This window comes from Kaistella treverensis, from assembly GCF_900114045.1.
GTDB classification, from domain to species: Bacteria; Bacteroidota; Bacteroidia; order Flavobacteriales; family Weeksellaceae; genus Kaistella; species Kaistella treverensis.
On record NZ_FORQ01000002.1, the window covers coordinates 48,091 to 62,142 of the forward strand.

Sequence of the window (14,052 nt, forward strand, 5' to 3'; positions counted from 1 at the left end):
AATCAAAAATAATCAAACTCATCATTTAAAATAAAACTTATGGCAAATAATAAATCACATATACATACCTACGACGAAAATGGCAATCAGCTGTGCTGCACGCCTCAGGAAGGGAAAATATATAAAAATGCGGGGGCAGAAAAATTAGTCGAAGACGGTTGTTGCGCAACGACCGATAAAGTCTATGCCCCAATAAAGAAAATGACTCCCGATACCGAAAAGCATCCCGCTGATGACGGCTCAAACCATGCTGCTGAACATGCCGATGATGATGGACACGATCATTCTACACAGGAAAAATCAACTTTTCAGCTTTTTCTTCCGGCAATTATTTCATTCGTGATCTTAATGGCAGGCTTGGCAATGGATCATCTAATTCCTCAATTTTGGTTTAAAAATTGGGTGCGTATTATTTGGTACGCCGCAGCCTATCTGCCGGTAGGTTTGCCGGTTCTGAAAGAAGCGTTTGAAAGTATCAGGAAGGGAGATGTGTTTTCGGAGTTTTTCCTGATGTCTATCGCGACAATAGGAGCCTTTGTCATTGGCGAATATCCTGAAGGGGTGGCGGTCATGCTTTTCTATTCAGTTGGCGAAGTCTTTCAGACTTTAGCCGTTCAGCGTGCCAAGGGGAATATCGCTAAACTGCTGGATCAGCGCCCGGACGAAGTGACGGTTTTAGTTAATGATCGTCCACAGACAGTTAAAGCTGCTGAAGTTGAACTTAACTCCCTTATTCAGTTGAAGCCTGGCGAAAAACTCGCTCTCGATGGTATTTTGATTTCCCAAAGTGCTTCGTTCAATACCTCGGCACTCACCGGCGAAAGTAAACCTGACACAAAGCAAACAGGAGATACCGTCCTTGCTGGTATGATCAACCTCAATACCGTTGCACAGGTGAAAGTAAATACACCTTATGCAGATTCAAAACTTTCCAAGATTCTGGAACTGGTACAAAACGCGACAGCACAGAAGGCACCCACAGAATTATTCATCAGGAAATTTGCCCGCATCTATACCCCAATCGTGGTATTTCTCGCTGTGACAATCTGTCTGTTACCCTATTTGTTTGTGGATGAATATATTTTCCGGGACTGGTTATACCGCGCTCTGATATTTCTGGTAATATCCTGTCCATGTGCATTAGTAATTAGTATTCCACTAGGATACTTTGGTGGCATTGGTGCCGCAAGCAGAAATGGAATTTTATTTAAGGGCAGTAACTTTCTGGATGCGTTGGCAGAGGTCAAAAATGTGGTTATGGATAAGACCGGAACCATGACTGAGGGCGTCTTTAAAGTACAGACCGTCAATCTAAAGCAGGAATTTGACCGGGATTTAATTCTAAAATTAGTGAATGTAATCGAAAATTCATCAACCCATCCGGTTGCAACTGCCATTCACGATCATCTCGGTGAACCCGACCACAATATGGTTCTGGAAAATGTGGAAGAAATTGCAGGGCATGGTTTGAAAGGGAGTTATCAGGGAAATCAGCTACTGGTCGGAAACTTTAAACTTATGGATAAATTCCTAATCCAATACGATATTAATCCAAACGATATTGTAGAAACCTTGATTGCCATTGCGTACGAAAGGAAATTTGCGGGATACATCACCATTGCAGACAGTATTAAGGAAGATGCTGCCTATACAGTACAGAAACTTACCAGTTTAGGTGTCAAAGTTACAATGTTGAGCGGCGATAAAACTACCGTGGTAAAAGCAGTGGCACAAAAACTGGGTATCCAGAATGCTTTTGGCGATTTGTTGCCGGAAGATAAAGTGAATAAGGTAAAAGAGCTAAAATCGCGGGATGAAACGGTGGCATTTGTAGGAGACGGAATAAATGACGCGCCGGTAGTAGCTTTAAGCGACGTGGGAATTGCAATGGGCGGATTAGGAAGCGATGCAACCATTGAAACTGCAGATGTAGTAATTCAGGACGACAAACCTTCCAAGATCCCGATGGCCATTAATATTGGTAAGCAGACAAAAAAAATTGTGTGGCAGAATATTGCATTGGCATTTGGAGTAAAAGCCATTGTTCTCGTTTTAGGAGCGGGCGGTTTAGCTACAATGTGGGAAGCGGTATTCGCCGATGTGGGTGTAGCTCTTCTTGCCATATTAAATGCAGTAAGAATTCAGAAAATGAAATTTTAAACAAAGCGGGCTTCGGTCCGTTTTTTTTCTTTCTGGGTAAAAAATTAAGTGTTGCGTATAGACGCAGAAAAATGGTGCAAAAATCTAATAGTTGATCACATAAATCGTCAAATAAAATACTGTTTCTCCGCTGAATGATATAGCAGCATTATTCACTTTCGCCACCGCGCACAGCAATATTCCTATGTGCCGACGCACATACCGCAATGACGACCGCGTACCAGATATTCTTCGATGGTCTGAATAAGTCACCATTAAATCGAGGTCGCTTTTATACTAAAATTACCCAAATTCAACTAGTGAATTTCAGATCTACTGCTCGTTGGTCACTTAGCTAAGAAATCAGCATCAATTTTTTCCGTATTTTCTAAACTGACATTTATAGAGGAAATTCCGCAGGCTGTTGGCAGTACGTTAATAATTAATGTTGTGTAGATTTTGATGCGGGTATTTTTAGTCCCTACTTCTAAAATCAGGGACTAAATCGGGGATTGTTTAATGGTTTTTACGATGCCTTATGCTTTTATAAAATTATCTAACTTGCTTACTGTCAGTAAAATGATGACTTACATTGCTTTATTGGTTTAAATAATTACTCCCTGTGGGTCTACAAATTTTTGCAAAACGCTTTGAAATTTCAAAGCGTTTTTTTTGCTTAAATAGTAGAAGTTTAAGATTTCAAAAATCCAAAAAAACCATAAAAGAACCCGATATTTTTAGATACCGGGTTTTGTTTTTAATTGGATTTTTTTGCTTTAATCATCGCTTCCAGCATATCCCACATTTCCTGCGGAATTTCGTCCAGCATATTGAATTCGCCGGCGCCTTGCAGCCATTCTCCACCATCGATGGTTACGACCTCACCGTTAATGTACGCGGAATAATCTGAAACCAGATAAGCAGCTAAATTGGCCAGTTCCTGATGTTCACCCACTCTGCGCAGTGGGACTTTTTTCCGCATATCGAATTTTTCTGCCAAATCTCCCGGTAATAATCTTTCCCACGCACCTTTTGTTGGAAACGGTCCGGGCGCAATCGCATTGAAACGGATTTGGTATTTCGCCCACTCGACCGCTAAACTTCGCGTCATTGCCAAAACACCGGCTTTTGCACAGGCAGACGGTACAACGTACGCAGAACCCGTCCAGGCGTAAGTGGTAACAATATTCAGCACGGTGCCCGGAATTTTATTTTCAATCCAGTATTTACCGACCGAAAGTGTGCAGTTTTTCGTGCCTTTTAACACGATATCCAAAACAGAATCAAAGGCAGAATGCGTGAGTCTTTCTGTCGGCGCGATGAAATTTCCTGCTGCATTATTGAGCAAAATATCAATCTGTCGAAACTCTTTTACGGCAGCGTCTTTCATAGCTTCCACTTCGTCCCAGTTTCTTACGTCGCACTGTACGCACAGCACTTTTCCGCCGGTTTCTTCCTCGAGCTCTTTGGCAGTATTCTGCAGTTTTTCCAGATTGCGTGAGGTAATCACGACTTTAGCGCCAAGCTGCAGAAAATATTTGGTCATCGCTTTGCCAAGTCCGCTTCCGCCGCCCGTAACGATTGCGACTTTATCTTTGAGAGCATCTTCTTTGAGCATCGGTTGTGTATAGAGATTCATGGTGTATGGTTTTTGTAAATTTAGTGGAAATATCCTGTAGAAAGTTACGAACAATTATGCGGGGAATAAAAATTGGGCGCTAAAAGCAGTAAATTTTTGAATTTCTATAGAAGTGAAGATTTGGATTTGAAAAAGAGTTTTTAAATAAACGGTCACCGCGCCCCGACTTGAACGGAGCTCTTTTTGCGGAGCGCAGCGGAGCAAAAAAGCGGGAGTGGAAGGCGGAAATGGCGCCCAAAAAAACAATAACTCCATCGTTGAGAAATAGTCCAGATACAGCAAGAGTGCTTCGTTCCTCGCAGGACACAAAAAAACTGCTCCAAAGCTGGAGCAGTGTCTATAGAAAATTGAAAAAATTTGCCGTTTTAGTAGCCAAAAAGTTCTTCGAGAGAAATCTTTTTCACCTCGCCAAGTTTCTGCATATCTTTCATCGGAATGTTTTTCTCGGATGCAACAATTGCGTAAGTGTACGGTTTTCCGGAGAAATTCGCCTGGTGGAAATTCTTCAGATCCTTCATCGAAATATTGTCCACCGCGGTGTAAATATTTTTTCTTGGATCATCGGTCAAACCTAAATCTTTCGCTGCCAAATAATTATAGATGATGTTATCCTGTGTGATGCGCTCGGTCTGGATGTCTTTTTTCACCTGTGTTTTGGCAAGATTTAAGTTTTCTCCCAAATCCGGCATTGTGGTTAAAAGCTCAGTCATCGCCGTGGTAGCATCGTTGAATTTGTCTGCCTGGCTGCCGACATAGCTCATCAGATAATATTGATCTGTCTTTTTCTGCGGCTGCACGTAAACTCCGTAAGTGCTGTACGCCAAAGCTTTACTCTCGCGAATCGTCTGGAAAACGATGGAACCCATGCCACCACCGAAATAGTTGTTGAAAACTTTTACAAGCGTATTTTTAGCCGGGTCGTAGCTTTCGGTGTTTCTGATCCAGCGCGTTTCTGCCTGCACCATATCGTAATCTGCAAAAAGAACCTGGTTTTTGGATTGCGGAACCTGTTTGAAAACTTTTGCAGGCGCAGCAACAGCAAATTTTGCCGGTACAGGATGCACATTTTTTAGTTTGCTTTCCAGTTCCTTTATCGAAATGGGGCCGTAATAAATTACGGTTTGCTCGTAATTATTCAGGTTTTTGATTCGGTCTACCAACTCTGCGGCTGTGGTAGATTCCAGCTCAGCGTTGCTCATTACGTTGTTGAATTTATTATTCGCCCCGTACATTGCATAGCTCGTAAGTCCCTGTAAAATTGCTCCTTTGTTGGCTTTTACGTCTTTTCGGGATTTTGCCATTCTTTCTTTCAGGCCTTTTAAAGCAGCGTCGTCTGCCTTTACATTTAGAACTAAATCTTCGTAAAGTTTCACTGCTTTATCGAAATTTTCCTGCAAACCTTCGATGGAAACTGTGGTGTATTCTTCGCCAGTGGAAACATTGAAGCTGCTCGCGATTTTATAAAACGCTTTCGAAATTTCTTCTGCAGACATTTTATCAGTTCCTAAAAATTGCAAATACTGCGAAGCCAAAGGCTGTTTCAAATCATTTAAGGAACCGATTTTATAGCGGTATCTTAAACGGAAAATCTGGTTATCCTTGTTTGGAACGTAAAGAATTTCCGCTTTTCCTAGATTGGATTTCTGGATGTCTTTTTTATAATCAAGGAAAACCGGTGCTGATGGAGTGTTCGGCATATTTCCAACCATTTTTACAAACGGCGACTGTTTATCGGCATTCGTTTCTACCGGTGTAATCTGTGGTTTTTCAATTTTTGTTGATTTTACAGATTCTCCTTTTCGTTTTAAAATCGCAACATAGTTGTCACCAAGATATTTATTTGCAAATGAAACAATGTCAGCTTTGGTGATTTTAGACAAATCATTAACGTAAGCCACCTGATCTCTCCAGTTCAATTCGGAAGTAAATGCATCCATCAAAGCGCCAGCGCGGTTGTCATATTTTTCTGATTCGTAAATCTTCGATTTTTTGATGTTGTTGATGATTGAAGTAATGAGATCATCATCGAAATTTCCTTTTTTAAGATTATCGATTTCACCTAAAACCAAAGTTTTCACCTCGTCCAGACTTTGTCCGTTTGTAGGTGCAGCGCTTAGGAAAAGCACTCCATAATCGATCAAGGTGAAAGTAGACGCAGAAGCGCGAAGTAATTTTTGTTTTTTAACCAAATTAAGGTCTAACAGTCCGGCTTTTCCGTTGGTAAGAATCTGGCCGACAAGATCTGCAATTAAAACATCTTTGTCTTTATTTCCCGGAAGTCTGTAGCCAATTGTTAAATTTTCGGCGTCCGGACCGGTAATTTCTTTGATGATCGGTGCGGTAATCGGTTTTTCCGGTGCAAAAGTATATTTTTCCACAGGTTTCATTTTCATCTGAGAAAACGATTTGTCGATTTTTGCAATCACTTCATCGGGATTGAAATCTCCGGAAAGAATTACGCCCATATTATTGGGAACATAATAATTATTGAAATATTTTCGGATTTCAACTAACGATGGATTTTTCAAATGTTCCACTGTTCCGATGGTTGTTTGCTGACCGTAGTTATGATTTTTGAATAACTGCGCGAAAAGCTCTTCGAAAACTTTGCTTCCGTCGCTATCCAAACTTCTGTTTTTTTCTTCGTAAACGGCTTCAAGCTCCGTGTGGAAAATCCTTAAAACCGGATTTCGGAATCTTTCGCCCTGAACGGCCAAATATTTATCTAATGATGAGCTCGGAACATCGTCGGTATAAACCGTTTGTTCGAAGCTTGTAAAAGCATTCGTTCCCTGCGCTCCCATCGAAGCCATCATTTTATCATACTCGTTTGCGATTGCAAATTTGCTCGCAACACCAGAAACTGAATCGATTTTTTTGTAAATCGCTTTTCTTTGTGCAGCATCGCTGGTTTTGTTGTACTGTTCATACAATGCATCGATTTTGTCAAGCTCCACTTTTTCTTTAGACCAGTCCAGCGAACCGTATTTATCGGTTCCCTTGAAAAGCATGTGCTCCAGATAATGCGCAAGACCAGTATTGGTGCGCGGATCGGTTTTACTTCCTGCTTTTATCGCCACATAAGCCTGAACTCTAGGATCAGTTTTCGTAGGGCTTAAGATTACAGTTAAGCCGTTTTTCAGCGTGTAAAAGCGAGCATTCATGGGATCGTTGGAAACATACTTGTAGGTATATCCGTTCCCGGTCGCTTCTTTCCATTCAAACTGTTTCTGCGCAAACGTCAGTACAGCAATGAATAAAGCGGTAAGTGTGAAAGAGAGTTTTTTAAACATAGATTATATTTTATAAGTAATTAGACGAATTAATTTTCGAAATGTTTCACCGTAGACAATTATTTTTAAAGATTTCTGTCGAAGAGCAATCTTTCACCATGCTTTTCTTCGGAAATTTTACCGTTTTCAAAGGCTAAAAAGCCGTTCACGAAAGTATGGGTGATTTTTGAATGAAAAGTTGTTCCTTCCAGCGGGCTCCAGCCACATTTGTACAGAATGTTTTCTTTAGAAACTGTGTAGCTGTCATTTAATTCCACCAAAACCAGATCAGCCTTATAACCTTCACGGATGAAACCGCGCTTTTCAATTTCAAAAAGAATGGCCGGATTGTGACACATTTTTTCTACGAGCTTTTCGAGTGAAATCATGCCTTTTTTATAATTTTCGAGCATGATATTTAAAGAATGCTGCACCAGCGGTCCGCCCGACGGCGCTGTGGTATAAACATTCTGCTTTTCTTCCCAGGTGTGCGGCGCGTGATCGGTGGCGATTACATCAATCCGGTCGTCCAGCAGCGCTTCCCAAAGTCCGGCGCGGTCTTGCGCAGTTTTTACGGCGGGATTCCATTTAATTAATGTGCCTTTATCCGTGTAATCTTCGTTGGTAAAAGTTAAATGATGAACACAAACTTCGGCGGTGATTTTTTTATCTTTTAAAGGAATGTCATTTCGGAAAAGTTCGGTTTCCTTTGCTGTTGAAATATGGAATAAATGCAGTCGTGCGCCGGTTTTTTTTGCTAATTCCACTGCTTTTGATGAAGAAATATAGCAGGCTTCTTCACTTCTGATTAGATGATGAAATTCCATGGGAATATCATCGCCAAATTTTTCGAGGTAAAAGGCGGTATTTTTCCGAATTGTCGCTTCATCTTCGCAATGCACAGCGATGAGCATTTTGGTTTTCGAAAAAATCTCCTCTAAAGTTTCCGGATTATCAACGAGCATATTTCCGGTGGAAGAGCCCAAAAACAACTTTATGCCGGCAACATTTCGTGGATTGGTTTTCAGAACTTCTTCCAGATTGTCATTTGTTCCGCCCATCATAAATGAATAATTGGCGAAAGATTTTTTGGCGGCTATTTCATACTTTTTTTCCAAAAGTTCCTGCGTCACAGCATTCGGAACCGTGTTCGGCTGTTCCATAAAACTCGTGATTCCGCCCGCAATTGCAGCTCTTGATTCGCTTTCGATATCACCTTTCCAGGTTAAACCGGGTTCACGAAAATGCACCTGATCATCAATAATCCCGGGTAAAAGATATTTTCCGGTGGCATCAATAATTTTATCGACATTTTCAGTGGAAATATTTTTTTCGATTTTCGATATTAAATCATTTTCGATGAGCAGATCGCTTTCGAAAATCTGGTTTTCATTTACAATTTTGGCGTTCTTTATCAGGATTTTCATGAATGGAAAATGGTTAAAATTGGGTGTTTCAGCACCGAATTTTTCACAGCGCTTTTCACAAATTTAGCATTTAAAAACGAAAAAAAGCCGACGGTGAAACCGTTTCATCTCTGCACAAATTATTTATCTTTGCGCAAATTGAATTTGTTTTGAAAAAACTTCTGAACGAAACCATCATTTACGGGATCGGCGCCATTTTACCACGGATCATTATTTTCCTGCTGAATCCGCTGTACATCAACCAAATCCATAAAGATGAGTTTGCGCAGTTTACCAATCTTTACGCACTGATCTCCTTTGTAAACATCGTTCTGACTTTCGGTTTTGAGACTGCTTATTTCCGTTTTTCCTCCGAAGGCGAAAACAAATCGAAAACCTTCCATACTTCCTTATGGTTTTTAGCCGCTATTTCGGCATTTTTTCTCATAATTTGTTTGCTGTTTAACCAACCGATTGCTGATGTTTTAGGCTACAGCGAAAATCCGGAATACATCCGCTGGTTTGGTTGGATCGCATTTTTTGATACTTTGTGCGTGATTCCGTTCGCGTGGCTGCGCTACCACAACAAACCGGTAACTTATTCGATGATCCGCGTGGTGCAGTCATTAATTCAAACGGTGATCGTTATTGCACTTTTCCTTTATATTCCCTTTGAAATTTCGCGAAAATTCGGCATGAATGAAAAAGTTTCGTTTCCGTTTTACAGCAATCTTTTGGGGAGTTTTGCAGGTGTAATTCTGCTTCTACCGATTATTTTTAAGGTTAAATTCGAGTTCGCAAAAGATTTATTTGTCCGGATGATTAAATATTCCTGGCCGATTATGGTTGCAGGTTTTGCTTTTATGATTAATGAAAATTTCGACAAGGCCATCCAGTATTTTTTCATTGATGAAGGTGATGCCGGTGCGTACGGCGGTTGTTACAAGCTTGCGGTCTTGATGACTTTGTTTGTAACAGCGTACCGAATGGGGATTGAACCGTTTTTCTTTAAACAAATGCAGAATGAAAATGCAAAACTCACCTACGCGAAAGTCACCGAATATTTTACCTTTTTCGCCTCGATTGTCGCTATGGGAATTATTGCAAATATTTCCTGGTTAAAGACGCTTTTTATTCCAAATCAATCGTACTGGACGGCGATTGACATTATTCCGATTATCGTGATTGCGAACCTCTTTTTCGGAATTTATTACAACCTTTCCACGTGGTATAAAGTTACGGACCGTACTAAAATGGGAACGGTAATTTCCTGGACGGGCGGCATTATCACCATCGTTTTAAACCTTGTTTTGCTGAAAAAATACGGCTTCATGGTTTCCGCGTGGACGACTTTAGCCGCGTATTTCACGATGATGGTGATGTCTTATTTTCTGGGTCAGAAATATTATCCGATTCCGTACCGAATTAAAAAAATAAGTTTGTGCCTGGTTTTGCTCGTAGTTTTCAGTTTCATTTCGTATCAGGTTTTTGACGCGAATTTCTGGATCGGAAATTTATTTTTCCTTACGTTTGCGGGCATCATCCTTTATTTCGAAAAAGATTTTGTACTGAAAAAATTGAATAAAAAAGCTTAAAATGAAAATAAAAATCATCAATAAATCCAAAAATCCTTTACCGAAATATCAAACCGAACTATCGGCAGGAATGGATATCTCAGCAAATTTAACGGAAAACATTACCTTAAAACCGCTTGAAAGAAAATTAATTCCAACCGGATTATTTCTGGAACTTTCCGAAGGTTTTGAAGCACAAATCCGACCACGCAGCGGCCTTGCTATAAAGAACGGAATCACCGTGCTGAACGCGCCCGGAACGATTGATGCTGATTATCGGGGCGAAATTGGGGTTATTTTAGTAAATTTGTCCGCTGAAGATTTTACCATAAATAGTGGCGACCGCATTGCACAAATGGTTATCGCGAAATACGAAACCGCAGAATGGCAGAATGCTGATGCTCTGAACGAAACCGCACGCGGCGCTGGCGGTTTTGGAAGTACAAAATCTTAAAAATTAAATGATGAGGTTAATGCGAAACCGGTTTTCCGACGACGCTATTAGCTAAATAAAACCAATATATAAAATGAAAATAATAGTTCCAATGGCTGGGCGAGGTTCCAGATTACGCCCTCATACACTTACTGTTCCGAAACCTTTAATCCCGATTGCAGGAAAACCAATCGTACAAAGATTGGTAGAGGATATTGCTAAAGTTGCCGGTGAAGAAATCGATGAAATTGCTTTTATTATCGGAGATTTCGGTGATGATGTTAAGGAATCACTGATTAAAATTGCTGAGAATTTAGGCGCAAAAGGAAGCGTTTACACACAAGACGAACCGCTTGGAACCGCGCACGCGATTAAATGCGCTGAAAACTCCATGCAGGGCGATGTTGTTGTGGCTTTTGCGGATACTTTATTTAAAGCAGATTTCAAGCTCGATAAAAATTCCGATGGTGTTATCTGGGTAAAAAAAGTAGAAGATCCTTCGGCTTTTGGTGTGGTAAAACTGGACGATTACGGTTTCATTACCGACTTTGTTGAAAAACCTCAAACTTTCGTCTCAGATTTAGCGATTATTGGAATTTATTATTTCAGTTCTGCGGAAAAACTAATGAGCGAAATCAACTATATCATGGAAAATGATATTAAGCAAGGTGGTGAATATCAATTGACTACCGCTTTGGAAAATTTGCGGCAAAAAGGGGCAAAATTTTCGTTAGGAAAAGTTGACGACTGGATGGATTGTGGAAATAAAAATGCTACGGTAGAAACCAACGGAAAAGTTTTAGGTTACGAGCGCGAAAATGTTGCGGATTATCCGGCTTCTTCCAGCATCGTAAACTGTTTGATTATTCCGCCGTGCTTTATTGGTGAAAACGTAAAAATTTCGAATTCTAAAATTGGGCCGCGTGTTTCCATCGGGAACAATACCGTTGTCATTAATTCCAATATCGACAATTCATTAATTCAGGAAAATACGGTGATTGACCACGGAAATTTAAGCAATTCCATGATCGGAAACTCTGCACAATATTATGGTGTAGCGCGTGAGATTTCACTTGGCGATTATTCCGTTCTGGATTTTCTTTCGAAAGGTGACAAACATTTAATCTAAAAGAATTTTCCGCAAACGATTTGCGGAAAATTTACGTTCTTTAAGGAATATCTTAAACCGAATTCTGTATGAAAAAGTTTATTTTCCCTCTTTTAATATTGCTTTTAGCAGTTTCCTGTAAAACACGGAACGTTGCTGAAAAACCCATCAGCACAACAACGCCGCTGGAATCGCCGACTGCTTTTTTTAATAAAATTAAAGAAAAAACTGCCTTTGAGCAGCTAAAAATTAATTCAAAAATAACGGTAGAAACGGGTGCTTTTATTCCGCCTTTGGACGCTACAATTTATATTGAAAAAGACCAGAAAGTCTGGATTAATATGATTGCGATTTTCCTGAATGTGGGACGCGGAATTGCAACGCCGGAAGGAATTAAAGGTTATGAAAAATGGAACAAAACGTATATCCAATCGGATTTCACTTATCTGAACAATCTGTTGAATGTAGATTTCATCGATTATAACTCTTTTCAGGATTTGCTGTTGGGAAGAACTTTTATTCCGGTTAATTCCACTGATTTTCAGGTAACGAAAAATGCGCAGGGTTTTACCGTTAAAAGCATTAAAAACCTTCAGTTTAAAACCGACGGAAAAGTTTCCGCGTATATGGCTACACTAGATTACAACGAAAATGCGGATTTAGCAAAAGTTGCTTTGCAAAAAGCAGATGCGCCGGATTATCTGGAAGTGAGTTACGGAAACTGGGAAAATTTCAACAATATAAGATTGCCAAAAAATGTTAAAATTGTAATAAAAGGAAGCAAAAACAGTCAAATTTTAATAGAAAACACGAAATTCGACGATTCTAAAATGCAAACCCCTTATTGCGTACCGGAAAATTATACGAAAACTGAGATCAAATGATTAAAAAAGTAAGCTTTTTTGTAGCAATTTTTCTGTTCAGTTTTTTTTCTGCCCAGAAAAAAGAACAACTTCAAAAGCAGAACGCCGACCTTAAAAAACAAATTGCGGCAATCAATTCGAACTTAGCAAAAACGCAGCAGCAATCGAAACTTTCGATATCTTATCTGACAGAAGTTCAGAAAAAAATACAGCTCCGCGAAAAAGTATATACAAATACTCAAAAAGAAAAGCGTTTGATAGAGGATGAAATTTATCTTCGTCAGCTTGAAATAAACCGCCAGAACCGCGAACTTGCTGTACTCCGTAAAAACTATGCGGAAGTATTGGTAAAAGCGTATAAAAATAAAGGCGTACAAAATAAGGTGACTTTTATTTTATCCTCGAAAAATCTCGGTGAAGCTTTGCGCCGGGTTCAGTATTTAAAAGATTATTCTGATTATCAGGATAAAAAAGCAGCTGAAATCTCGAACGCAGCTAAAGTTTTGGAGCAGAATATTACATTGAAACAGAGATCGGTAAAGGATAAAGAAACCATCCTTTCTAACCAGCAAAAAGATCTTTTGACCATTGCAGCAGAAAAAAAGGCAAAAGAAACTTTGCTTGCTGAATTTAAGAAAAATGAAAGCCAGCTGACCGCAGAACTGAAACAAAAACAGTCGGAATCCAAAGCGCTGGAAGGACAAATCCGGTCTATTATTGCTGAAGAAATCCGGATTGCAAAAGCACAGGCGGAACAGCGGAAAAAAGAAGAAGCAGAAAAAATTCGCCTCGCAAAAATAGCAGCAGAACGCGAAAAAGCAAGAATTGAAGCTGAAAACCGCGCAAAAATGGAAGCTTTAGCTTTAGAAAAGAAAAAAGCCGACGACGAAGCGCGCCGTCTAAAAGAAATTTCGGATAAAAAAGCGGAAGAAGAAGCCAGCCGTGCGAAAATCGCAGCCGCTGCAGATGCGAAAAAAACGGACGATGCGCGAACGACAGCTGATGCTGAAAAAGCTGAAGCACGACGTTTAGCAGCCGCAAAAGATGCTGCTGCCGCTGCCGCAAATGCAAAAGCCGCAGCTGATAAGGCCGCCAACGCCAGAGCAGCGGAAGCCAACATGGCGAAAAAGAACGAAGACGAAAAGAAAGCTGCAGAGACAAAGGCCATGACCAATTATGGAGTCTCCTCAGCAGTTGGAAATAATTTCGCGAGCAACCGCGGAAAAATGGGCATGCCGGCGTACGGTACAATTACGCACCGTTTCGGTCGTCAGCCACACCCGGTTTTTAAAAATATCGTAGAAGAAAATAACGGAATTAAAATTTCCGTAAGTAAAGGCACCGTAGCAAAATGCGTAGCACCAGGAACAGTATCGCGCGTAGTAGCTTCTGCAGACGGCTCGAAAACCGTCATTGTGAAGCATGGCGATTACTTTACCATTTATGCTAACCTCGGAAGTACGATGGTTTCCGCAAATCAGCAGGTTTCTGCGGGCAGCCCAATGGGTGTTGTTGGTGCAGATTTCGACGGCACGTATACCCTTGATTTCCAAATCTGGAACGGCAGCAGCCCGGTTGACCCTTTAGGATGGGTGAATTAAAAAAATACTATAACTTT

General features: G+C 40.4%; 9 protein-coding genes. 6 read left to right on the top strand and 3 right to left on the bottom strand.

Annotated elements, in window-relative coordinates; genetic code table 11:
- Positions 1-39: 39 nt before the first annotated feature.
- A complete protein-coding gene (locus BMZ55_RS05610) occupies positions 40-2,160 on the top strand; it encodes a heavy metal translocating P-type ATPase (protein ID WP_089819490.1) in 2,121 nt (706 codons plus the stop codon).
- A 736-nt stretch (positions 2,161-2,896) separates the two neighbouring features.
- On the opposite strand, the gene BMZ55_RS05615 is transcribed toward BMZ55_RS05610, so the two are convergent.
- The 3 genes from BMZ55_RS05615 to BMZ55_RS05630 form a co-directional block, all read right to left on the bottom strand.
- On the bottom strand, positions 2,897-3,778 hold the full coding sequence (locus BMZ55_RS05615; protein ID WP_089819491.1) for an SDR family oxidoreductase: 882 nt from the start codon (positions 3,776-3,778) through the stop codon (positions 2,897-2,899).
- A 365-nt stretch (positions 3,779-4,143) separates the two neighbouring features.
- Complete coding sequence (locus BMZ55_RS05625; protein WP_089819493.1) at positions 4,144-7,071, bottom strand: M16 family metallopeptidase; 2,928 nt, start codon at positions 7,069-7,071, stop codon at positions 4,144-4,146.
- A gap of 65 nt (positions 7,072-7,136) precedes the next feature.
- A complete protein-coding gene (locus BMZ55_RS05630; RefSeq protein ID WP_089819494.1) occupies positions 7,137-8,477 on the bottom strand; it encodes a dihydroorotase in 1,341 nt (446 codons plus the stop codon).
- Positions 8,478-8,626: 149 nt separating this feature from the next.
- Between BMZ55_RS05630 and BMZ55_RS05635 the strand changes: the two genes are divergently transcribed.
- The 5 genes from BMZ55_RS05635 to BMZ55_RS05655 all read left to right on the top strand — a co-directional run bounded on the left by BMZ55_RS05635 (position 8,627) and on the right by BMZ55_RS05655 (position 14,035).
- On the top strand, positions 8,627-10,051 hold the full coding sequence (locus BMZ55_RS05635) for a lipopolysaccharide biosynthesis protein (RefSeq protein WP_089819495.1): 1,425 nt from the start codon (positions 8,627-8,629) through the stop codon (positions 10,049-10,051).
- Between the two features lies 1 nt (position 10,052).
- Complete coding sequence (dut, locus tag BMZ55_RS05640; RefSeq protein WP_089819496.1) at positions 10,053-10,484, top strand: dUTP diphosphatase; 432 nt, start codon at positions 10,053-10,055, stop codon at positions 10,482-10,484.
- Between the two features lie 73 nt (positions 10,485-10,557).
- The gene (locus BMZ55_RS05645; RefSeq protein WP_089819497.1) at positions 10,558-11,592 is read left to right on the top strand and encodes a sugar phosphate nucleotidyltransferase; all 1,035 of its coding nucleotides are present in this window, start codon (positions 10,558-10,560) and stop codon (positions 11,590-11,592) included.
- A gap of 68 nt (positions 11,593-11,660) precedes the next feature.
- Positions 11,661-12,455, top strand: a complete 795-nt coding sequence (locus BMZ55_RS05650; RefSeq protein ID WP_089819498.1) for a lipoprotein insertase outer membrane protein LolB1 — start codon at positions 11,661-11,663, stop codon at positions 12,453-12,455.
- A complete protein-coding gene (locus BMZ55_RS05655; protein WP_089819499.1) occupies positions 12,452-14,035 on the top strand; it encodes a peptidoglycan DD-metalloendopeptidase family protein in 1,584 nt (527 codons plus the stop codon). Before BMZ55_RS05650 ends, BMZ55_RS05655 begins: the two co-directional genes overlap by 4 nt.
- The last annotated feature ends 17 nt before the right edge of the window (positions 14,036-14,052 follow it).

Excerpts from the sequence above, each read along its gene's own strand:
- BMZ55_RS05610 (WP_089819490.1), top strand. The coding sequence starts at position 40 with ATGGCAAATAATAAATCACATATACATACCTACGACGAAAATGGCAAT.
- BMZ55_RS05615 (WP_089819491.1), bottom strand. The coding sequence starts at position 3,778 with ATGAATCTCTATACACAACCGATGCTCAAAGAAGATGCTCTCAAAGAT.
- BMZ55_RS05625 (WP_089819493.1), bottom strand. The coding sequence starts at position 7,071 with ATGTTTAAAAAACTCTCTTTCACACTTACCGCTTTATTCATTGCTGTA.
- BMZ55_RS05630 (WP_089819494.1), bottom strand. The coding sequence starts at position 8,477 with ATGAAAATCCTGATAAAGAACGCCAAAATTGTAAATGAAAACCAGATT.
- dut (WP_089819496.1), top strand. The coding sequence starts at position 10,053 with ATGAAAATAAAAATCATCAATAAATCCAAAAATCCTTTACCGAAATAT.
- BMZ55_RS05645 (WP_089819497.1), top strand. The coding sequence starts at position 10,558 with ATGAAAATAATAGTTCCAATGGCTGGGCGAGGTTCCAGATTACGCCCT.
- BMZ55_RS05650 (WP_089819498.1), top strand. The coding sequence starts at position 11,661 with ATGAAAAAGTTTATTTTCCCTCTTTTAATATTGCTTTTAGCAGTTTCC.
- BMZ55_RS05655 (WP_089819499.1), top strand. The coding sequence starts at position 12,452 with ATGATTAAAAAAGTAAGCTTTTTTGTAGCAATTTTTCTGTTCAGTTTT.